Origin of the sequence: Mesorhizobium sp. B2-5-7 (genome assembly GCF_006440875.1) — a bacterium.
GTDB classification, from domain to species: domain Bacteria; phylum Pseudomonadota; class Alphaproteobacteria; order Rhizobiales; family Rhizobiaceae; genus Mesorhizobium; species Mesorhizobium australicum.
This window is the reverse complement of the sequence record NZ_VFUO01000001.1, coordinates 225,137-246,224: the sequence shown is the minus strand read 5'-3', so window position 1 is coordinate 246,224 and position 21,088 is coordinate 225,137. Positions and strand designations below refer to the sequence as shown.

Below are 21,088 nucleotides of genomic sequence, written 5' to 3'. Positions count from 1 at the left end.
TCCCTGCGTGTGCCTACCTCCCCAAAAACTGCCTTCTTTACGGCACCGGGTCAATTCCTATTTTAGTGCTGGTCTCTTTTTGAGACCACCACCCGAACCGCCCTTCCGGCGCAACGTCAGGATCCCCCATGACCGCAACTCTTCTCGTCACCGGCGCGTCCGGCCAGCTAGGCCGCAGCGTCATCAACCATCTGCTGGACACGTTCGAGGTGCCGGCGGCCCGGATCATCGCCACGACCCGCACGCCCGCCAATCTTGCCGACCTGTCGGCGCGCGGCGTCACCGTTCGCGGGGCCGATTTCGACGATCGGGCCTCGCTTGCCCAAGCCTTCGCGGGCGCCGACCGGGCGCTCATCATTTCGACCAACGAGCTGGCGATCCAGGGAAAGCGGCGCGAGCAGCAGCTTGCCGCCGTCGCGGCGGCCAGGCAGGCTGGCGTCGGCCACCTGCTCTACACCTCGTTGCCCAACACCGAACCCGGTTCCGCCGTGCTCTTTGCCCCCGATCATTACGACACCGAGCAGGCGATCAAGGCCAGCGGCATTCCCTACACGATCTTCCGCAACGGCTGGTACGACGAGAACCTGTTCATGGCGATGCCGCAAATCCTCGCATTGGGGCAATGGTATACGTCGGCGGCCGACGGCGCGATTTCCTATGGCGCGCGTGACGACCTCGCCGCGGCCATAGCCGCGGGGCTGGCTTCGGATAACACCGAAAGCACGACTTACACGCTGACTGGCCCCAAGGCCTATACATCAGCCGAAGTCGCGGTGCTCGTCACCGAAGTCACAGGCAAGCCGATCCAGGTCGTCCAGCTCTCCGATGAAGCGCTGACCGAAGGCATGAAGGCAGCCGGGCTTCCCGAGCCGATCGCCAGGCTCCTGGTGTCCTTCGACGCCGCCACGCGCGCCGGCGACCTTGGCATGGTAACGGATTCGGTTGAGACACTTTCCGGTCGGAAATCGGTACCGCTGAAGCAGTTCCTCGAGGCCAACAAGGCCGCCTTGGCGGGTTGATGTCAGCGCGGCGGGAAGTCTTTCTCCCGCCGCGCTATTTCGGGGTCTTGACCAGCCCGAGCCGGACCAGGCTTTCGGCGGTGGCGGCCAGCGCGTCCTCGCGCGAGCGCGGCCTCCAGCCTAGCATGCGCACCGCCTTGGCGTTGGTGGCATTCTTGACCTTACCGAGTTCCGTCACGAGTTGCGCGGCTTCCGCGTTGAACAGCCCCACCATCCGCACCAACCAATCGGGAAGCTCCCGCGTCGTGACCCGCGAGGCGGCCGCGCCGAGCCGCGTTTTCACCGTCTGGGCGATCTCCCGCACGGTCATGAAATCGCCGGCAACGGCCAGGAAGCGCTCGCCACTGGCGGCGGGATTGGTCATTGCGCGCACATGCAGGTCCGCCACGTCGCGCGCGTCGACCACGCCGAACGACAGGTGCGGCAACCCAGGCATCGCACCGTTCATCATGCGCTGAACAAATTCGGTGGAGGTCGAATGGTCGGACCCGAGCACTGGTCCGAAAATGCCGACCGGATTGACGACGGCCAACTCCAGCTTGCCACCCTCGGCGGCGATGAAATCCCAGGCCGCGCGCTCGGCGAGCGTCTTCGATTTCACATAGGCGCTGACCTTGGCTGTCGGATCGGTCCAGCTCTCCTCGGTGAAAGACCGACCGCCGGGTGGCATCTTGCCATAGCCGATGGCGGCGAAGGACGAGGTCAGCACGACGCGTTTGACGTCAGCGTCTCGCGCCGCCCTGAGCACGCGCAACGCGCCTTCGCGAGCCGGGATGATCAGGTCGTCCTCATGCTTCGGCACGCCGGGCGGAAATGGTGACGCGACATGCAGGACATAGTCGCAGCCGGCGACAGCGTCGGGCCAGCCGGCATCGCTCATGAGGTCGGCGATAGCAAAGGAAAGCCTGTCGCCCGGCTCGCCGCCGCCGGCCTTGAGCATGGCGATAACGTCGGCTTCGCGCTTGGCGGCGCGCACCGTCGTGCGCACGCGATAACCCGCCTTCAACAGGGCAAGAATACAGTGCGCTCCGAGGAAACCCGATCCGCCGGTGACAAGCACCAATTCGCCGCCCATGGCCGCCTCCCCGTTCAGGCCGAGGCGATCGACCTCGTCAGATCGCCACCTGCGTGCCGATTTCTACCACACGTCCGGTCGGGATCTGGAAATATTCGGTCGCGTCGGCCGCCGTGCGCGCCAGGCCGATGAACAGCCTGTCCTGCCACACCGGCATGCCTGAATTGGGCGAGGCTTTCAGCGACCGCCGCGACAGGAAGAAGGACGTCGTCATGATGTCGAACTTCCAGCCCTGCTTGCGGCAGATCGCCAGCGCGCGCGGAATGTTGGGCTGTTCCATGTAGCCGAAGGTCAGCGTCACCCGCATGAACAACTCGTTGACCGTCTCCATCTTGACACGCTCGCTGTCGGGCACGACGGGCTGCGGCGCGGTCACCACCGAAAGGATGACGTTCTGCTCGTGCAGCACCTTGTAGTGTTTGAGGCTGTGCATCAGCGCGGTTGGCGCGCTGAGCGGGTCGCTGGTCAGGAACACCGCGGTGCCGGACACCAGCTGCGGTTTCTTCTTCAACAGATTGCCAGCCAGGAAATCGAGCGGGATTTCGTTGCGGCGGGTCTTGTCGAAGAGATAGCGGCTGCCACGCACCCAGGTCCACATGCCCAGCACGATGGTGAAGGCCACCACCAGCGACGCCCAGCCGCCTTCGAACACCTTGACGATGTTGGAGGCGAAGAAGCCGATATCGATGAAAGCGAACAGCACGGTCAGCGGGACCGCCACCGACAGCTTCCACTTCCAGATACGGGTCATGACCACATAAAGCAGCACCGTCGTCACCAGCATGTTGCCGGTCACCGAGATGCCGTAGGCGGAGGCCAGCTTGCTGGACTCGCCGAAGCCGACCACCAGCATCATCACCACCAGCGCCAGCAGCAGGTTGACGCGCGGCATGTAGATCTGGCCGGACTGCTTTTCCGACGTGTGCAGGATTTGGAGCCTGGGCAGCATGTTGAGCTGCACCGCCTGGCGGGTCAGCGAAAAAGCCCCTGAAATGACCGCCTGGCTGGCGATGACGGTCGCCGCCGTCGCCAGCACCACCATCGGGATCAGTGCCCAACCCTCGTTCATTTCGAAGAACGGATGGCCGACCACGCCGTTCTTCGCCAGCACGAAGGCGCCCTGCCCGGCATAATTCAACAGCAGGCAGGGGAACACGATCGAGAGCCAGGCGAGCACGATGGGTTTGCGGCCGAAATGGCCGAGATCGGCGTAAAGCGCCTCCGCGCCGGTGACGGCAAGGAAGATGGCGCCGATGGTGACGAAAGCCACATCGGGCGAATGGATCAGGAAGGCGACAATATAGTGCGGGCTGACCGCCCACAGGATCTCCGGATCGGCGATGATGTGCTTGAGACCGGAAAGGCCGATGGCCAGGAACCAGATCGCGGTGACCGGGCCGAAGACCAGCCCGACGCCACCGGTGCCGAAACGCTGAACCGCGAACACCATGGCGAGGATGACCAGCGTCAGTGGCACGACGTAAGGTTGGAAGGTGGGGGTGACGACATTCATGCCCTCGACCGCCGACAGCACCGAAATCGCCGGCGTGATGACGGCGTCGCCGAAAAACAGCGAGGCGCCGACGATGCCGATGCCGAGCATCAGCGCCGAACGCTTTGGAAAACTGCCGCGCGCCAGCGCCATCAGCGACAGCACGCCGCCCTCGCCGCGATTGTCGGCACGCAGCACGAACATGATGTATTTGATGGTGACGATGATCGTCAGCGACCAGATGATCAGCGACAAAACGCCAAGAATGTCGCCACGATCGGCAACTTGCCCGCCCGACGACGCGACCAGCGCCTCGCGGAACGCATAGATCGGGCTGGTGCCGATATCGCCATAGACCACGCCGAGCGCGCCCAGCATCAACACCTTGGTGCTGTGCTGTTCGATTTCGGGATGGCTCGATTGGTCGACGGGTTCTGCCTCACTACCAGCACTGGCAAGGGCCATGTACGACACTCCGATAAACGCGCGGTGCTCTACGCTTGCTGCACTGCAATATCAAGTGCCGTAACGTTATGGCACTCATGTTGGCAGCGCGCGGCTTCTTGTGGGCGACTTCGAGCGAATGCCGGTCAATGCGACATTCGCGGGCTCATGTCCGGACCCATGGCAAAACCTGCGGGCCGGCGAGCACGTCTGTTAAATGGCGACCTGCGTGCCGATTTCAACGACGCGGCCGGTCGGGATCTGGAAATACTCCGTCGCGTCGGCCGCCGAGCGCGCCAGTCCGATGAACAGCCGGTCCTGCCACACCGGCATACCTGAATTGGGCGAGGCTTTCAGCGACCGCCGCGACAGGAAGAACGACGTCGTCATGATGTCGAATTTCCAGCCCTGCTTGCGGCAGATCGCCAGCGCGCGCGGAATGTTGGGCTGTTCCATGTAGCCGAAGGTCAGCGTCACCCGCATGAACAACTCGTTGACCGTCTCCATCTTGACGCGTTCGCTGTCGGGCACGACGGGCTGCGGCGCGGTCACCACCGAAAGGATGACGTTCTGCTCGTGCAGCACCTTGTAGTGCTTGAGGCTGTGCATCAGGGCGGTCGGCGCGCTCAAGGGATCGCTGGTCAGGAACACCGCGGTGCCGGACACCAGCTGCGGCTTCTTCTTCAGCAGATTGCCGGCGAGGAAATCGAGCGGGATTTCGTTGCGGCGGGTCTTGTCGAAGAGATAGCGGGTGCCGCGTATCCACGTCCACATGATCAGTCCCATCAGGCAGGCAACGGTGATCGAGACCCAGCCGCCTTCCACGATCTTCACGACATTGGCCAGGAAGAAGCCGCTGTCGATGACGCCGAACAGCAAGGTCAGCGCCAGGGCGAGCGCCAGCTTCCATTTCCACATCTTGCGCATCACCACGAACAGCAGGATCGTCGTCATCAGCATTTCGCCGGTCACCGAGATGCCGTAGGCGGACGCCAGCGAACTCGAACTGCCGAAACCGACCACCAGCAGCATCACACCCATTGCTATGAGCAGGTTGACGCGCGGCATGTAGATCTGCCCGGACTGCATTTCCGAGGTATGCTGCACCTCGATGCGCGGCAGAAGATTGAGCTGCACCGCCTGGCGGGTCAGCGAAAAAGCTCCTGAAATGACCGCCTGGCTGGCAATGACCGTCGCGGCCGTTGCAAGTCCCACCATCGGCATCAGTGCCCAGTCAGGCAGCATCTGGAAGAACGGATTGGTCGGTTTTCCGTCATTGGCGAGCACAAAGGCGCCCTGCCCGAAATAGTTGAGCAGCAGGCAGGGGAAAACCACGGAAAACCATGCCAGCACGATCGGCTTGCGTCCGAAATGGCCGAGATCGACATAAAGCGCCTCGGCCCCGGTTACCGCCAGGAACACGGCGCCGACGGTGACAAAGGCGGCGGTCGGTGTGCTGGCCAGATAAATGACCGCGTAATAGGGATTGATGGCAAGCAGGATCGATGGATCGTCCATCAAGTGATAGACGCCGGCAACGCCGATGGCCAGGAACCACAGCGCCGTCACCGGCCCGAACACTGCCGCCACCTTTCCCGTGCCGAAGCGTTGCACGGAGAACAGGATGGCAAGGATGACCAGCGTGATCGGCACGACATAGGCGTCCAGCGTCGGGGTCACCACGGTGAGGCCTTCGACCGCCGACAGCACCGAAATGGCCGGCGTAATGATCGAATCGCCGAAAAACAGCGCCGCGCCGCAAAGACCGATCACCAGAATCAGTCGGGCGCCTTTGGGATAGGCGCTGCGTGCCAACGACATCAGCGACAGCGTGCCGCCTTCGCCCTTGTTGTCGGCACGAAGCACGAAGGCAACATATTTGACGGTCACGATGATCGTCAGCGCCCAGACGATCAGCGACAGCACGCCAAGCACGTGAACGCGCGTATCGATGCCGGGCGAAGCGTGAAGCGCCTCGCGAAAGGCGTAGATCGGACTTGTGCCTATGTCGCCATAGACAACGCCGAGTGCGCCCAGCATGAGAACCTTGGTGCTGTGCTGCTCGACCCCGGCATGGCTCGATTGCTCGACGGTTTCAGCTTCGCTCCCGCTATTGGCAAGGGCCATCGACCACTCTCCGATAAGCGCGCGGTGCTTTATGCATGCTGCGATACGATATCAAATGCACGCGATGGCTGCCATACCAATACGAAGCATTGCCCCCTACCAACCGCAGGCCCTGAGGAACCGGCCCACTGTGCCGGCCATGCCATACTCCAACGCGTCGGCTGTCAACCCATGTCCGATCGACACTTCGGCCAATGCCGGAATGCGCCTGGCCAGCGCGGGCAGATTGGCCACCGTCAGATCGTGCCCGGCATTGACCTGGAGACCGGCGGCAAATGCCGCGTCAGCGGTTTTTCCCAATCTTTCCAGTTCTTTGGCCGCCTTACCTGAATCGGAATGGTAGCTGCCATAAGGACCGGTATAGAGTTCGATACGATCGGCGCCCGTGTCGCGCGCGGCCGCCATGCCGGCGGGGTCGGCATCGGAAAACAGCGAGACCCTGAAACCACCCTTCTTCAGGCGTCTGACGATCGGCGTCAGCAACGCCGCATCGGTGACGAAGTTCCAGCCATGGTCGGAGGTTGCCTGGGAGGGATCGTCGGGCACAAGCGTCACCTGTTCGGGCTGATGCTTCTCCACCAGCGCCAGGAAATCCTCGCTTGGGTAGCCCTCGATGTTGAATTCCGCCCGCGGGAACTCGTCGTCGATCAGCGCCCTGATCTCGGGCAGGTCGGAATGCCTTGTGTGACGTTCGTCGGGGCGCGGATGCACCGTCAGCCCATGCGCTCCGGCGGCAAGGGCGAGGCGTCCGACAGCGATCACATTGGGCCACGGCAGGTCGCGCCGGTTGCGCAGCATGGCGATGGCGTTGAGGTTGACGGAAAGCTTGGCTGGCATGGTTTGGCGTCCGTGAAACAGGCGATCGAGGCGCGCCACGCTCATTCGTTCCGGCACGGCGCATTTGAGACGGCGCATCTATAGCGTCTTTGACGGGAACAGATAGGGCCTTTCCGGTGTTCCAGAAGACCAACATACTCCACGAAAGGGAGGCACCACCTTGAATTTCCTCCAATCCGTGCCGGCGATCCGCCGCATCGAGACCAGCCGCGACGACCTCTTTGCCATCGATGTGGTCGGCCATGTCTCGGCCGCCGATGCCGAAAACCTGTTCGGCCTGCTGGAGGCGGCCTATTTGCTCCATCAGAAAATCGACGTGGCCGTGCGCATAGTCGATCATGAGGGCGTCGACTGGGCCGACATCTCGGACGAGACCATCAAGAAGGGTGCCGTCCATGCATTGGAACATATTGGCCGTTGCGCGGCGATCGGCGCCCCTGACTGGACGCCGAATGCACGACACGCCTTGCCGGCTTCCTCGCCCGTCGAATTCAGGCATTTCAAGATCGAGGACGAAGCCGCTGCCTGGGAATGGCTCGGCGCGCGGCCGACGAGTGAGGAGGCGACCGCCGCTCCAGAAAGAGGATGAAACGGTTCTCCCGGCTACCCCCTTCTACCTGACGATGGTCAGGCGTTCGGCGGCCCGGGTGATAGCTGTGTAAAGCCAGCGCTGGCGCGTTTCCTTGAAGGCCCAGCTCTCGTCGAATAGCACGATCTCGTTCCACTGCGAGCCCTGCGCCTTGTGCACCGTCAGCGCATAGCCATAGTCGAAATCGTCGAAGCGCTTCTTCTGCTGCCAAGGGATTTCGGCGTCAGGATCCTCGAACGCCGCCTTCAGCAACTTGATTTTCGCGACGCCGCGATCCGGATCGTCCTCCTCGGGCGAAACCAGAAGATTGATCCCGGGCTTGACCGTCTCGCGCGACGAGGTCATCACCTTCCACAGCGAGCCGTTGAGCAGGCCCTTGGCGGGATCGTTGCGCAGGCACACCAGCTTGTCGCCGGCTTGCGGATAATCGGCATTGAAGCCCTTGAGCTCGCGCAGGCGCTGGTTGTAGCGCCGCCGCGTGCGGTTGGTGCCGACCAGCACCTGGTCCGCTCTCAGCACCAGTTCCTGGTTGACGTCTTCCTTGCCGATCACTTTCGCAGTGCCGTAGTCGCCGCGCATGAATTCGCGGCCCTCGCGCACATCGAGCGCCAGCCGCAGGATCGGATTGTCGCGCGCCTGCCGGTGGATCTCGGTCAGCAGGAAGTCTGGCTCATGGTCGGTGAAGAAGCCGCCACCCGAGATCGGCGGCAACTGGCCGGGGTCGCCCAGCACCAGGATCGGCGTGCCGAAACTCATCAGGTCACGGCCAAGCTGCTCGTCGACCATCGAGCACTCGTCGATGACGACCAGTTTGGCGCGCGAGATCGGGCTCTGCCGGTTGAGTGAGAAGGTTGGCGACATCGAGGTCTTGCCGGTGACCTCGTCGGCCACCGATTCCTCGCCCTTGGGCCGGTAGATCAGCGAATGGATGGTGCGGGCGTTGACCGCGCCCTTGGAGCGCAGCACCTGGGCGGCCTTGCCGGTGAAGGCTGCGAACTGCACCTGGCCGTCGACATGTTCGGCGAAATAGCGCGCCAGCGTCGTCTTGCCGGTGCCGGCATAGCCAAACAGCCGGAACAGCTGCGGCGTGCCGGTCTTCAGCCAGCGGGCGACCGCTTGCAGCGCCTCATCTTGTTGGGGTGAAAATTCCATCTGATCGTGTGACCGGATTCGCGAGGCAAACACAAGATCGCCGCCACCACCATCGACACGCCGGTGGCGAACTTCCCTGCTGTTCAGGCTATCAGCCGCAAGCAAGAACGTAAAGGGAACGAAAATTCAGTTGGCAGCGTGCGGATCGTTCTCCAGCAGGATCGGCTTGCCGTGTGGCGTGGCGTGCGCGGCGCGCTCCCAGGCCCGCGCCATCGCATCGACGTCCGGCTTGGCAGCCAGCCCCTTGGAGGCGAGCAGCCCTTCCAGCGCCGCCAGCCAATGCTCGTAATAGTCATGGCCGTCCGCCGCGGCATGCGGCTTCTTCACCTCGGCTGACAGGGCATCCGCCCATTCGTTCCACGAAAACAGGCCCTTGTCGTGCAGTGCCACAGTCATGGCGAAGGCTTCGGCCTGCCATGGCTCGGCGAACACCGGTGCGTCGAAGCCGGCGGGCAAACTGGCGGCGGATCCCTTCGCTTCAGGCCGGCTCAAGATAGCTCTCCCAGGCGTCGATCGAGACGGTCAGTGTCGGGTCGGCGCCCTCGCCCCAGATTTCCGTGCCATCGAAAACCACGGTATAGACCCATTGCGGATTCTCGCCCTGCCCATGCGCGTTGCTGTCGGGAAAGACGAAGCCGTCGCGCACCGCCTCGATGGTGCCCTGCTTGTCGCGCGCATAGCGCGGCAGCCTGGTATGGCCGGTGGGGTTGAAGTTTTTCGTCCGCACAGAATCCCCGGCCTTGAAGCGTGGCGCTGTCTCCACCGGCCGATCGCAAGGACCGCCCTTGGCCAGCACAGCGGGAACGTTTTCCGCCTTCAGCACTCTTTTGGGTGTCGCCGCCGGATCGATCGCCTCGCCCGCCCCGAGGTCGCGCTCGCTGACGAAACCATGCCGCTTGAGCAAGATCTCAAGCGCCTTGATCCATATCTGATAGTAGCTGGAGCCATAATATTCGGACGGATGCAGCGATTCCCGTGCGTGCCGGCTCTCGTCGATGTTCCAGGCGCCCATGCCGCCGGCGCAGAGCGTCAAGCCGAGCGCCCGCCTCTCCCAGTCGGCATGGAAATACGGCTCGTCTCGTTCGGGCGCGACCGGCCCGAAACCCATCTGTCCGCCGAGATCCTGCGGCCCGTTCATGCCGGGTGACTCGCCAGAGCCGTGCCGATCATGGCATCGCGGCTCACCAGCTCGGCCAGCCGCTCCTCGCTCCAGCCTTCGGTTCCCTCCGGTCGCATCGGCACGACGAGATAGCGCAGTTCCGCTGTCGAATCCCAGACGCGTATCTTCGTCCCGGCCGGCAGCACCAGCCCGAACTCCTCGAGCACGCCGCGCGGATCGATCACCGCGCGCGACCTGTAGGGCGGCGCCTTGTACCACACCGGCGGCAGGCCAAGCACCGACCACGGATAACAGGAGCACAATGTGCAGACGACGAGGTTGTGGGTATTCCCGGTGTTGAACACCGCCTGCATATGCTCGCCTTGCCGACCGGTATAGCTCAGCGATTCGATCGCCGCCGTCGCGTCGCGCCTCAGCCACGCGGCAAAAGCGGGATCGCTCCAGGCCTTGGCCACCACCCGGGCGCCGTTGCGCGGACCGATCTTCGTCTCGTAGGTATCTACGATGACGTCGATCGCAGCCGGATCGATCAGCCCCTTGCGGGTCAGGATGGTTTCCAGCGCGCGCACACGCGCGGCAAACGGATCGAGTTCGTTGTCGTGGTCATGATCGTGGGACATGACGGCAAACTAAAGTTCCGATCCGCCGGCCGCAAGTATCACGGCTTGGGCCAGCGGAACTCGGTGCGTGGCGACCTGCTACTCGGCGGCGGTCTTCTGCGGCTCACCGGGGATGTCGTCATTGGTGCCGAACAGCGAGGGCTGGTCGCCCTCCTCGACCAGGTGCAACTCGGCCTTGCGCTTCGGCATGAGTCCGACCAGCCAGCCCGAGAAATTCTCCATGTAGACGTAGATCACCGGTGTCACGAACAGGGTCAGCGCCTGCGAGGCGAGCAGGCCGCCGACGACGGCAACGCCCAGCGGCTGGCGCAGTTCCGCGCTGGCGCCGGTGCCGAGCGCGATCGGGAACGTGCCCATCAGTGCCGCCAGCGTCGTCATCATGATCGGCCTGAACCGCATCAGGCAGGCTTTGTGGATGGAATCGGTGGCCGACATGCCCTCTCGTCGCAGTTCAAGCGCGACGTCGACCATCATGATGCCGTTCTTCTTGACGATGCCGATCAGCATCAGGATGCCGATCACCGCGATGACGGACAGATCCATGCCGGCGAAGCGCAAGGCGACAACCGCCCCGAGCACAGCCGACGGCAGGCCGGTCAGAATGGTGAGCGGGTGGATGAAGCTCTCATACAGAATGCCGAGCACGATATAGATGGTCAGGATGGCGCCGCCGACCAGCAGGCCCTGGTTGGCAAGCGAATCCTGGAAGGTCTTGGCGGTGCCGGCGAAGGTCGTCGAGATCGCCGTCGGCATGCCGATCTGCTCTTTCAGCGCGTCGATGCGTTTCACACTGTCGCCCAGCGCCACGCCCTGCGGCAGGTTGTAGGAGATCGTCACCGCCGGAAGCTGGCCGAGCTGGTTAACCGTCAAGGCTCCGGCCGTGCGGTCGACCCTGGCGAAGGCGCCGAGCGGCACCAGGCTGCCGCTCGCCGTCCGCATCTGGATCGCAAGCATCCGCTCCGGCGACCATTCGATCTTGGGATCGAGTTCGGCGATGACTTCGTAACTGTCGGCCGAGCCGAAGATCGTTGAAACCTGGTCGGTGCCGAACCCGCCATAAAGCGCCGAGCGCAGCGTGTCGGTGTCGATACCGAGTTGGGCGGCCTTGTCGCGGTCCACCACCAGCGTCGCCTGCAAGGCGTTGTTCTGCAGGTCGCTGGTGACGTCGGTGAAGGTCGTGTGGTCGGCCGCCATCGCGTCATTCAGTTTCTGCGCCCACTGATCCGTCAGGCCGGTATCGAGGCCCTGAACCACAAGCTGGTAGGCACTGGCCGACGAGCGCGAGCCGAGCCGCAGATTCTGCACCGGCTGCATGTAAGTCTCGATGCCCGCCACGCCGGCCAGTTGCTTGCGCAGATCCGCAAGCACCTTCTCGATATCGGGACGCTGGTCCTTGCCCTTGAGCTGGACGAAGAGCTGTCCCTGGTTCAGCGCATTGTTACCGCTGCCCGCCGACCACGCCACATGGTCGACATAGGGTGACTTCGAGAACACGCTGGCCACCTGCCCTTGCAGCTTGGCCATGGCGTCGAACGAAATGTCCTGGCGCGCGATGGTGGTCACCGAAATCTGGCCGATATCTTCTTGCGGGAAGAAACCCTTCGGCGAAACCTCGATCAGCCACACCGAGGCTGCCGCGGTGCCGACGAAGACGAGGAACACCAGGAAGGTGTGCCGCAGGCAGAAGCTCAGAATCCGATCGTAGCCGCGCGTGAGGAAATCGCGCTTGTGGCCAGCACCATGTGCCTCGCGGTCGGCCTTGGTCACCGACAGCAGCCGCGAGCACAACATCGGCGTCAGCGTCAGCGACACGAACATGGAGGCCAGGATGGCGACGGTCACCACGACGGCGAACTCGTTGAAGATGCGCCCGATCACGCCACCCATCAGAAGCACCGGGATGAACACCGCCACCAGCGAGATCGAGATCGAGATGATGGTGAAACCGATTTCGCGCGCGCCCTTCAGCGACGCGTCGAAGGCCGACAGCCCATCCTCTTCCATATGGCGGAAGATGTTTTCGAGCATCACGATGGCATCGTCGACGACAAGGCCGACGGCGAGCGTCAGGCCCATCAGCGATATGTTGTCGATGGAAAAGCCGAACAGGAACATCGCGCCGAGCGTGGCGATCAGCGAGATCGGCACCGCCACGGCCGGGATGATGGTCGCCGTGACGCGACGCAGGAACACGAAGATCACCATCACCACCAGCGCGATGGTCAAAAGCAGCGTGAACTGCACGTCGTCGACCGCCTGGCGGATCGAGCTCGAGCGGTCGTTGAGCAGCTTGATCTGGGCTGCGGCCGGCATCTGGTCCTGGAAGGACGGCAGCATCGCCTTGACCTTGTCGACGACGTCGACCGTGTTGGCGTCCGGCTGGCGCTGCACCGCCATGATGATCGCGCGGGTACCGTCATACCAGCTTGCGGTCGTGGTGGTCTGCACTGAATCGACGACACGGGTCACCTCGCCCAGCCGCACCGGGTGGCCGTTCTTGGTAGCGATGATGAGGTTTGAGAAACCGGCCGCGTCGGTAAGCTGCGTGTTGGCGGTGATGGTGAGCTGCTGCTTGTTGTTCTGCAGCACGCCGAGCGGCGTGTTGCTGTTGGCGGACGCGACCGCCGCCTGCAGCTGATCGATCGAGATGCCGCGCGCGGCAAGCGCGGTCGGATCGATCTGGATGCGCACCGCGTATTTCTGCTGGCCGAAGATCGAGACCTGCGCGACGCCGTCGATGGTCGACAGCGACGGCGAGATGACGTTTTCGGCGAAGGCATCGAGGTCGGTCAGTGGCACCGTGTCGCTGACCAGCGACATCAAGAGGATCGGCGCATCGGCCGGATTGACCTTGCGGTAGCTTGGCGGCGCCGTCATTTGCGGCGGTAGCGATTTCTGCGTGCGCGCGATCGCCGCCTGGACGTCGGCGGCGGCCGCGTCGATGTTGCGGTTGAGCACGAACTGGATGGCGATCGAGGTCTGGCCGAGCGAGTTGGTGGTCGAAATGGAATCGATGCCGGCGATGGTCGCGAACTGCTTGATCAGCGGCGTCGCCACCGACGTGGCCATGGTTTCCGGCGAAGCGCCGGGCAGCGAGGCCGAGACATTGACGACCGGGAATTCGGCGCTCGGCAGTGCCGCCACCGGCAGGAATTTGTAGGCGAACAGTCCGCCCAGCACGAGGGCGAACGACATCAGAAGGGTGGCGACCGGCCTGCGGATACAGAATTCGGAGATCATTGGGCCGCCTCGCCGGCGTTGGTCGCCTCGGCAACCTTCGGCGCGGCCGCCTTGCCTTCATGCACCGCGGCGCCGTTCTTCAGCCTTGTCTGGCCCTCGGTGACGACCTTCTCGCCGCTTTTCAGCCCCTGGCTGATGGCGCTGTTTGCGCCTTCGGTCAGCGCCACCTGCACCGGCCGCATCTCGACAGTGCTGTCCGGCTTGACCACGTAGACGAACGGCCCCTTCTGGCTGGGCTGCACCGCCACGGTCGGAACCGAGGTCATCCGCGGCATGATGCCGGCGTCGAGCACGACATTCACATACTGGCCCGGCCAAAGGGAAAGATCGGCATTCGGAATACTTGCCCGCGTCGCGATCGTGCCCGATGCGGTGTCGACGCTGGAATCGACGAAATCGAGCGTGCCCTTGCCGATCGGCGTCGGGTCGCCGTTCTGGATCAACGTCACCGCGTTCTGCTGCGGATTGGCAAGCGCCTTGTGAAGCAGCGCAAGGTTGCTTTCCGGCAGATTGAAGTTGACCTGCAGCGGGTCCATTTGGGTGATGGTCACCAGTGGCGTCGCCGTGCTGCTGTTGCCGTTGCTGACGGTGACGAGGTCGCCGACGGCGACATTCACGGCACCCAGCCTGCCGGCGATCGGGGCGGTGATGGTGGCAAAGCCAAGCTGGACATTGTCGGCGTCGATCGTCGCCTTGTCGGCATCGACGGTCGCCGCCGCCGCCTTCTGCGCGGCAACGGCCTGGTCGTAGGTCTGCTGCGTACCGGCCTGCTTGGCGACAAGGTCCTTGGCGCGCTGAAGGTCGGAGTTCGAGCTGGCGAGCAGCGCCTGGTCCTTGGCAAGCGCTGCCTGGTCCTTGGCGAGTTGCGCCTTCAGCGCCCGGTCGTCGAGCGAGAACAGGAGGTCGCCCGCCTTCACCATCTGCCCGTCCTTGACGTCGATCGACACGATCTGGCTGGAGACGCGCGCATTGATGTTGACCACGGCCGGAGAGGAGACGAAGCCGATGGCATAGCGGCGGATCGGGAAATCCGCGGTCGTAGCCGTCGCCGAAACGATTGACGCCGAACGGGCACCGTTGCCGCCACCCGCCGCCTTGTCCCCCGTCGCTGGCTTTTCGGTGGCTGGCTTGTCGGTCGCTGGCTTGTCTGTCGCGGCGACCTGCTTTGCGCCGAGGAACTGCTGAGCCTTGTTCAGCGCGTCCGGCGACAGATAGAGCCAGGCCGCGCCGACACAGGCGACCGCCAGCAATGAAAGCATGACTTTTCCACGCATCGACAAAAGACCTCTCCGTCCGACACGCCATAGCCAGGTGGTCGTATTCTAGCGCAATTCCCGGCTCACTGCCGCGATTTCGCCGAATAGATAGGACGCGGGTTTGTCGGAAAAGGGCCAAAACACGGCATTACGAAGATTTAATGTGCACTGCACAATAGCTGTGCAGCCGGCTATCCTCAAAGCCGGAAGCCGGATGGGCTCCGAAAAATGGCCTCCGAGAGGGCAGCCTTATCTAGCGCAGCATCGGCCAAAGCGTCGCCGCCAGCAGCACGCCCATGGCGATGTTGAACCATTTCAACCGCACCGGGTCGGACAGGAAGCCGCGTAGTGCCGTGCCGAATCCGGCCCAGACCGAGACGCTGGGAAGATTGACCACAGTGAAAGCCACGCCGATCAGAATGACGGACAAGAATGGCCGTTCGGGATTGGTATAGACGGCCATCGCGGTGATTGCCATCACCCAAGCCTTGGGGTTGACCCACTGGAAGGCCGCGGCATCGATGAATCGCATCGGCCGCGCATCCGTCTCGCCCTTGCCGCTGAGCGAGCGCGACATGGCAATCTTCCAGGCGAGATAGAGCAGATAGACGGCGCCGGCGATCTTAAGCCCGGTGTGCAGCGCGGGGAACGCGGTCAGCACCGCCCCAAGCCCGAAGCCGACGGCAAGCAAAAGGACGAGAAATCCGATGCTGATGCCGAGCATATGCGGGATAGTCCGCACGATGCCGAAATTCACGCCCGACGCCAGCAGCATAAAGTTGTTCGGGCCCGGCGTGACCGAGGTCACCAGGGCGTAGAGCAGCAGGGCAAGGAAGGCGTCGAGGGTCATGACGGCTCCAAAGGTCAGCAATACTGACTTAAATCGACCGGGCGCCGGACGCAACGTCATTCGAGTGGTCCAATGCGCGCCGCAGTGATCCGCCTGTACGGCCAGCGGCGCGTCTGGACTCCGCGTGGAAGAAGATCAGGTCCCAGAATCTGGTTGGATTATCCGCATAGACAACCCATTCATTGCCTCGTAAGGCTGGGACTGTCATCGTCACCCAGCCGTGGGCAAGCACCCAGATCGAGTATGCGATCAGTGCGTACATCATCACATGTATCACCAGATCTTGTCGTGGGGTCATGCGCCACCAAGTCTCAGTTCGCTTTTCGGATCGCCTCGCCCGACCGTGATTGCTGAACTTTAATTTCGTATGACTGCTACATCCCCTGCGGGCCGCGGTTCATGGCTGCCACGCCGGTGCGGCAGATCTCGACCAGGCCGAGCGGCTTCATGATGGCGATGAACTGGTCGAGCTTGGAGCCCTTGCCGGTGATCTCGAAGATAAAATGCTCGGTGTTGGCGTCGATGACGCTGGCGCGGAACGCGTCGGCGAGCCTGAGCGCCTCGACCCGGGCCTCGCCGGTGCCGGCAACCTTGACCAGCGCCAGTTCCCGTTCCAGCGGCCGCTCCTGTCCGAACTCGTGCGAACGCACGGTGAGATCGACCACGCGATGCACCGGCACGATGCGCTCGAGCTGATGCTTGATCTGCTCCAGCACATGCGGCGTGCCGCGCGTCACGATGGTGATGCGCGACAGGTGTTTTTCATGCTCGGTTTCCGAGACGGTCAGGCTCTCGATGTTGTAGCCACGCCCGGAAAACAGGCCGATGACCCGGGCAAGCACGCCCGGTTCGTTATCGACCAGCACGGAAAGCGTGTGGTTTTCCGGCCGTTCCGTCTCCTTTGCGATGAAGTAGGCGGAACCGGTGGGTTGAAGGTGCTGTGCGTTCATGACATGAATCTCAAATTCTTGATCTAACTATCTGTTTCCGCACGGCTTATTTTGACAAGCCCTGCCTCGGTTCGTCTCTACACCAGTTCCCTGCCCTTGGCGTCGATTGCATTGGCCACGACCTCGTCGGTGGCCTCGTCCGGCAACAGCATCTCGTTATGCGCCTTGCCAGACGGGATCATCGGGAAGCAGTTGGCGAGCGTCGCCACGCGGCAGTCGAACAGCACCGGTTTCCTGACCGAGATCATCTCCTTGATCGCGTCGTCCAGTTCGTCTGGCTTGTCGCAGCGAATGCCGTGGCCGCCATAGGCCTCGGCCAGCTTGACGAAGTCGGGCATCGCTTCGGTGTAGGAATGCGACAACCGGTTGCCGTGCAGCAGCTGCTGCCACTGGCGCACCATGCCCATATACTGGTTGTTGAGGATGAAGATCTTGATCGGCGCGTCGTGCTGCACGGCGGCGCTCATCTCCTGCATGGTCATCTGCACCGAAGCATCGCCGGCAATGTCGACGACCAGCGCGTCGGGATGCGCGATCTGCACGCCGAGCGCGGCAGGCAGGCCGTAGCCCATCGTGCCCAGCCCGCCCGAGGTCATCCAGCGGTTCGGCTTCTCGAAATGATAATGCTGCGCCGCCCACATCTGGTGCTGGCCGACCTCGGTGGTGATGTAGGTGTCCATGTCCTTGGTCAGCTCGTACAGCCGCTGGATGGCGTATTGCGGCATGATCACGTCGTTGTTCATCTTGAAGGCGAGGGAATCGCGCCCGCGCCATTTGGCGATCTGCTCCCACCAGGGGTAGAGCGCCTTCTTGTCGGCCCTGGCGGTTGCCCGCCACAGCCGCACCATGTCTTCCAGCACGCGCCCGACATCGCCAATGATGGGCACTTCGGTGTGGACGTTCTTGTTGATGGAGGACGGATCGATATCGATGTGGATCTTGCGCGAGTTCGGCGAGAACGCATTCAGCCTGCCGGTGATACGGTCGTCGAAGCGCGCGCCGATGCAGAGCATGACGTCGCAGTCATGCATGGCCATGTTGGCTTCGTAGGTGCCGTGCATGCCGAGCATGCCGAGCCAGTTCTTGCCAGACGCCGGGTAGGCGCCGAGCCCCATCAGCGTGGAGGTGATCGGGAACCCGGTGAGGTCGACCAGTTCGCGCAAGAGATGGCTCGCTTCAGGGCCGGAATTGATGACACCGCCGCCCGAATAGATCACCGGTTTCCTGGCGCCGGCCATCAGTTCGACCGCCGCCTTGATCTTCTCCAGGTCGCCTTGGACCTTGGGCTGGTAGCTGGTGCGCGGCGCGATCTGCGGCGGCACATAAAAGCCCTTGGCGAACTGCACGTCCTTCGGGATGTCGACCACGACCGGACCGGGACGGCCAGTCGTCGCGACATGGAACGCCTCGTGGATGGTCGCGGCGAGTTCGTTGACGTCCTTCACCAGCCAGTTGTGCTTGGTGCAGGGCCGCGTAATGCCGACCGTGTCGCATTCCTGGAACGCATCGGAGCCGATGAGCGAGGTCGGCACCTGACCGGTCAGGCAGACCAGCGGGATCGAATCCATCAGCGCATCCTGCAGCGGCGTCACCGCATTGGTGGCGCCGGGACCCGATGTCACCAGCATGACGCCGGCCTTGCCGGTCGACCGCGCATACCCCTCTGCCGCATGGCCGGCGCCCTGCTCGTGCCGCACGAGGATGTGCTCGACCTCGTCCTGCTGGAAGATCTCATCATAGATCGGGAGAACGGCGCCGCCGGGATAACCGAAGACATGCTTGACGCCATTGTCCTTCAGCGCCTGCACCACCATTTCGGCGCCGGTCATTTCCCTACCTGCCATCTCGCGCCGCTCGTTCTGTCCATTGCTCATCGGTCTGGTCCCGTACTGTCCGCCATTGGGCGTTGCTGGTCGTTTAGTCGTGTTTCAGGCAATAAAAAAGGCCCCCGAGGGAGCCTGTGTCTGCGCATGGGGGGATTTCGCCCGGCGGTTACACCGCCTTGCCCACGCGCCTTCCTACGAGAATGAGTGCCGTTTTCATGGTGGCGGACCATAAAGGCGAAGTCGCGGGGTCGTCAATGGGGTACCGCACGAATTCACTCAGCCGTGAGATCGGCTCCGCCGCGCGCTACCATAGTACAGTTGAGCCCATCCCATCGACGCACCACTATGCCGGGCTGACGACGTGCCTGGGAGGAGACGCGTTGCCGGCGAATGGGAGTCCCATCCCCAGGCAGGGAGGTCCTGGCCGGCCGCTTGCTGTTCCAGTGGAAGCCTGAACAGGCGTTCTTGGAAACCGACAACCGGAGGAGAAACCATGCTCGAGAGAACACCCACCACGAAGGCGCAGGCCCTGCTCGACAAGCTTGGCAAGGCGCTGGAGACCGGCGACATCGACGCGGCGGTCAACTGTTTCCAGGCGGATTGCTACTGGCGCGACCTCGTCACCTTCACCTGGAATCTCAGGACGATGGAGGGCCAGGAGCAGGTCCGCGACATGCTGAAAGCAACCCTGGCTGGAACCCGGCCGAGCGACTGGAGGGTGGCCGAAGGCGAGGAGGCGACCGAGGCGGACGGCGTCACCACCGCCTGGATCACCTTCGAGACCGAGGTGGCGCGCGGCTTCGGCCTGGTGCGGTTCAAGGGCGACCTGATCTGGACCTTGCTCACCACCATGGCCGAACTCAAGGGCCATGAGGAGAAGGCCGGTTTCAATCGGCCGCTCGGCGCCAAGCACGGTCACGGCAAGGACAGGAAATCCTGGCGCGAGGAGCGTGATGACGAGATCGCCGAACTCGGCCGCGGCAAACAGCCTTATGTCGTGATCATCGGCGGTGGCCAGGGCGGCATTGCGCTCGGCGCGCGCCTGCGCCAGCTCGGCGTATCGGCCATCATCATTGAGAAGAACGAGCGTCCCGGCGATTCCTGGCGCAAGCGCTACAAGTCGCTCTGCCTGCACGATCCGGTCTGGTACGACCATCTGCCCTATATCGACTTCCCCAAGAACTGGCCGGTCTTCGCCCCGAAGGACAAGATCGGCGACTGGCTGGAGATGTACACGAAGGTGATGGAGCTGAACTACTGGTCCTCCACCTCGGCTAAATCCGCGAAATACGACGACAAGACCAAGGAATGGACCGTCGTGGTCGAACGCGACGGCGAAGAGATCGTCCTCAAGCCCAAGCAGTTGGTGCTGGCCACCGGCATGTCCGGCAAGGCGAACTGGCCGAAATACAAGGGCCAGGACATCTTCAAGGGCGAGCAGCAGCATTCCTCGACCCATCCCGGCCCCGACAAATATCGCGGCAAGAAGGTCGTGGTCATCGGCTCCAACAACTCCGCCCACGACATCTGCGCGGCTCTCTGGGAGGGTGGCGCGGACGTCACCATGGTGCAGCGCTCCTCCACCCATATCGTCAAGTCCGACACGTTGATGGATATCGGGCTCAGCGCACTGTATTCCGAGCAGGCGGTGGAGAACGGCATGACGACGCGCAAGGCCGACCTGATCTTCGCCTCCCTGCCCTATCGCATCCTGCACGAGTTCCAGATCCCGCTTTACCAGCAGATGAAGGAACGCGACGCGAAGTTCTACGCGGACCTGGAAAAGGCCGGCTTCCTGCTCGACTGGGGCGATGACGGCTCAGGCCTGTTCATGAAATATCTGCGCCGGGGTTCGGGTTACTACATCGATGTCGGCGCCTGCGACCTGGTCATAGACGGCTCGATCAAGCTCAAGAGCGGACCAGGTGCGGCGGTGCGGGAATTGACGCAAACCGGCGTCAAATTCGCCGATGGCACCGAATTGCCGGCCGATCTCGTGATCTACGCCACAGGCTACGGCTCGATGAACGGATGGGCGGCGGACCTCATCTCGCAGGAGGTGGCCGACAAGGTCGGCAAGGTCTGGGGCCTTGGCTCCAACACCGCCAAGGATCCCGGCCCCTGGGAAGGCGAGCAGCGCAACATGTGGAAGCCGACCCAGCAGGAGGCGCTGTGGTTCCATGGCGGCAACCTCCATCAGTCACGCCACTATTCGCAATATCTGGCGCTGCAGCTCAAAGCCCGGCAGGTTGGCTTGCCGACACCAGTCTACGGGCTGCAGCAGGTCCATCACAAGGGATAGTCAGCTTCTCCTGCATCGACACGGTGAACCTGTCCCGCGTCGGCGACGTCGAACAAGGCGGCAACGGCGAGTTCGCCGCTGGGGCTGGTCGGCGATGGCGTGAAAACGCCCTCGTCAGCCAAACGCTCGCGGCAGGGCCGGTATGCCGCCACCGCGCTTTCGCGGTCGAAGCAGAAGCACATGGCTGTC

17 protein-coding genes are annotated in these 21,088 nt (G+C 63.2%); 3 read left to right on the top strand and 14 right to left on the bottom strand.

Annotation, left to right across the window (positions count from 1 at the left end; all coding sequences use genetic code 11):
* The first annotated feature begins 128 nt into the window (after positions 1-128).
* A complete protein-coding gene (locus FJ543_RS01150) occupies positions 129-1,019 on the top strand; it encodes an SDR family oxidoreductase (RefSeq protein WP_140873412.1) in 891 nt (296 codons plus the stop codon).
* A gap of 34 nt (positions 1,020-1,053) precedes the next feature.
* On the opposite strand, the gene FJ543_RS01145 is transcribed toward FJ543_RS01150, so the two are convergent.
* The 4 genes from FJ543_RS01145 to FJ543_RS01130 all read right to left on the bottom strand — a co-directional run bounded on the left by FJ543_RS01145 (position 1,054) and on the right by FJ543_RS01130 (position 6,994).
* The gene (locus tag FJ543_RS01145) at positions 1,054-2,094 is read right to left on the bottom strand and encodes an aldehyde reductase (RefSeq protein WP_140873411.1); all 1,041 of its coding nucleotides are present in this window, start codon (positions 2,092-2,094) and stop codon (positions 1,054-1,056) included.
* A 37-nt stretch (positions 2,095-2,131) separates the two neighbouring features.
* Entirely contained in the window at positions 2,132-4,051 is a 1,920-nt protein-coding gene (locus FJ543_RS01140) for a potassium transporter Kup (protein ID WP_140714697.1), read from the bottom strand.
* 192 nt (positions 4,052-4,243) lie between these two features.
* Positions 4,244-6,157 carry a potassium transporter Kup gene (locus FJ543_RS01135; protein WP_140873410.1) on the bottom strand — a complete coding sequence of 638 codons (1,914 nt, stop codon included), beginning with the start codon at positions 6,155-6,157 and terminating at the stop codon, positions 4,244-4,246.
* A gap of 96 nt (positions 6,158-6,253) precedes the next feature.
* Positions 6,254-6,994 (bottom strand): pyridoxine 5'-phosphate synthase, encoded by a 741-nt coding sequence (locus FJ543_RS01130; RefSeq protein ID WP_140874422.1) that lies wholly within the window; start codon positions 6,992-6,994, stop codon positions 6,254-6,256.
* Between the two features lie 160 nt (positions 6,995-7,154).
* Here FJ543_RS01130 and FJ543_RS01125 point away from each other — a divergent pair, with 160 nt between their 5' ends.
* Complete coding sequence (locus FJ543_RS01125) at positions 7,155-7,583, top strand: STAS/SEC14 domain-containing protein (protein WP_015317301.1); 429 nt, start codon at positions 7,155-7,157, stop codon at positions 7,581-7,583.
* A 24-nt stretch (positions 7,584-7,607) separates the two neighbouring features.
* Here the strand turns inward: FJ543_RS01125 and FJ543_RS01120 are convergent, their stop codons facing one another.
* From FJ543_RS01120 to FJ543_RS01080, 9 genes are all read right to left on the bottom strand, one after another.
* A complete protein-coding gene (locus FJ543_RS01120) occupies positions 7,608-8,735 on the bottom strand; it encodes an ATP-dependent RecD-like DNA helicase (RefSeq protein ID WP_140714693.1) in 1,128 nt (375 codons plus the stop codon).
* Positions 8,736-8,861: 126 nt separating this feature from the next.
* Entirely contained in the window at positions 8,862-9,227 is a 366-nt protein-coding gene (locus FJ543_RS01115; RefSeq protein ID WP_181173893.1) for a nitrile hydratase accessory protein, read from the bottom strand.
* The gene (nthB, locus tag FJ543_RS01110; RefSeq protein ID WP_140873409.1) at positions 9,214-9,873 is read right to left on the bottom strand and encodes a nitrile hydratase subunit beta; all 660 of its coding nucleotides are present in this window, start codon (positions 9,871-9,873) and stop codon (positions 9,214-9,216) included. The genes FJ543_RS01115 and nthB overlap by 14 nt, the downstream gene beginning before the upstream one ends.
* Complete coding sequence (nthA, locus tag FJ543_RS01105; RefSeq protein ID WP_015317297.1) at positions 9,870-10,475, bottom strand: nitrile hydratase subunit alpha; 606 nt, start codon at positions 10,473-10,475, stop codon at positions 9,870-9,872. The genes nthB and nthA overlap by 4 nt, the downstream gene beginning before the upstream one ends.
* A gap of 78 nt (positions 10,476-10,553) precedes the next feature.
* Entirely contained in the window at positions 10,554-13,715 is a 3,162-nt protein-coding gene (locus FJ543_RS01100; RefSeq protein ID WP_140660968.1) for an efflux RND transporter permease subunit, read from the bottom strand.
* Entirely contained in the window at positions 13,712-14,989 is a 1,278-nt protein-coding gene (locus tag FJ543_RS01095; RefSeq protein WP_140822166.1) for an efflux RND transporter periplasmic adaptor subunit, read from the bottom strand. Before FJ543_RS01095 ends, FJ543_RS01100 begins: the two co-directional genes overlap by 4 nt.
* 235 nt (positions 14,990-15,224) lie before the next feature.
* Positions 15,225-15,821 carry a LysE family transporter gene (locus FJ543_RS01090; RefSeq protein WP_015317294.1) on the bottom strand — a complete coding sequence of 199 codons (597 nt, stop codon included), beginning with the start codon at positions 15,819-15,821 and terminating at the stop codon, positions 15,225-15,227.
* A 374-nt stretch (positions 15,822-16,195) separates the two neighbouring features.
* The gene (gene ilvN / locus FJ543_RS01085) at positions 16,196-16,771 is read right to left on the bottom strand and encodes an acetolactate synthase small subunit (protein ID WP_013894763.1); all 576 of its coding nucleotides are present in this window, start codon (positions 16,769-16,771) and stop codon (positions 16,196-16,198) included.
* Positions 16,772-16,848: 77 nt separating this feature from the next.
* Positions 16,849-18,645: an acetolactate synthase 3 large subunit gene (locus tag FJ543_RS01080; protein WP_140822173.1), complete on the bottom strand. Its 1,797-nt coding sequence runs from the start codon at positions 18,643-18,645 to the stop codon at positions 16,849-16,851.
* 445 nt (positions 18,646-19,090) lie between these two features.
* Here FJ543_RS01080 and FJ543_RS01070 point away from each other — a divergent pair, with 445 nt between their 5' ends.
* Positions 19,091-20,899 (top strand): NAD(P)/FAD-dependent oxidoreductase, encoded by a 1,809-nt coding sequence (locus FJ543_RS01070; RefSeq protein ID WP_140873408.1) that lies wholly within the window; start codon positions 19,091-19,093, stop codon positions 20,897-20,899.
* Here FJ543_RS01070 and FJ543_RS01065 read toward each other — a convergent pair.
* Positions 20,887-21,081: a hypothetical protein gene (locus FJ543_RS01065; protein ID WP_140660965.1), complete on the bottom strand. Its 195-nt coding sequence runs from the start codon at positions 21,079-21,081 to the stop codon at positions 20,887-20,889. The two genes, FJ543_RS01070 and FJ543_RS01065, sit on opposite strands and share 13 nt — an antisense overlap.
* Positions 21,082-21,088: the final 7 nt, after the last annotated feature.

Coding starts and splice junctions, on each gene's coding strand:
- FJ543_RS01150 (WP_140873412.1), top strand. CDS start 129: ATGACCGCAACTCTTCTCGTCACCGGCGCGTCCGGCCAGCTAGGCCGC.
- FJ543_RS01145 (WP_140873411.1), bottom strand. CDS start 2,094: ATGGGCGGCGAATTGGTGCTTGTCACCGGCGGATCGGGTTTCCTCGGA.
- FJ543_RS01140 (WP_140714697.1), bottom strand. CDS start 4,051: ATGGCCCTTGCCAGTGCTGGTAGTGAGGCAGAACCCGTCGACCAATCG.
- FJ543_RS01135 (WP_140873410.1), bottom strand. CDS start 6,157: ATGGCCCTTGCCAATAGCGGGAGCGAAGCTGAAACCGTCGAGCAATCG.
- FJ543_RS01130 (WP_140874422.1), bottom strand. CDS start 6,994: ATGCCAGCCAAGCTTTCCGTCAACCTCAACGCCATCGCCATGCTGCGC.
- FJ543_RS01120 (WP_140714693.1), bottom strand. CDS start 8,735: ATGGAATTTTCACCCCAACAAGATGAGGCGCTGCAAGCGGTCGCCCGC.
- nthB (WP_140873409.1), bottom strand. CDS start 9,873: ATGAACGGGCCGCAGGATCTCGGCGGACAGATGGGTTTCGGGCCGGTC.
- nthA (WP_015317297.1), bottom strand. CDS start 10,475: ATGTCCCACGATCATGACCACGACAACGAACTCGATCCGTTTGCCGCG.
- FJ543_RS01100 (WP_140660968.1), bottom strand. CDS start 13,715: ATGATCTCCGAATTCTGTATCCGCAGGCCGGTCGCCACCCTTCTGATG.
- FJ543_RS01095 (WP_140822166.1), bottom strand. CDS start 14,989: ATGCGTGGAAAAGTCATGCTTTCATTGCTGGCGGTCGCCTGTGTCGGC.
- FJ543_RS01090 (WP_015317294.1), bottom strand. CDS start 15,821: ATGACCCTCGACGCCTTCCTTGCCCTGCTGCTCTACGCCCTGGTGACC.
- ilvN (WP_013894763.1), bottom strand. CDS start 16,771: ATGAACGCACAGCACCTTCAACCCACCGGTTCCGCCTACTTCATCGCA.
- FJ543_RS01080 (WP_140822173.1), bottom strand. CDS start 18,645: ATGAGCAATGGACAGAACGAGCGGCGCGAGATGGCAGGTAGGGAAATG.
- FJ543_RS01070 (WP_140873408.1), top strand. CDS start 19,091: ATGCTCGAGAGAACACCCACCACGAAGGCGCAGGCCCTGCTCGACAAG.
- FJ543_RS01065 (WP_140660965.1), bottom strand. CDS start 21,081: ATGTGCTTCTGCTTCGACCGCGAAAGCGCGGTGGCGGCATACCGGCCC.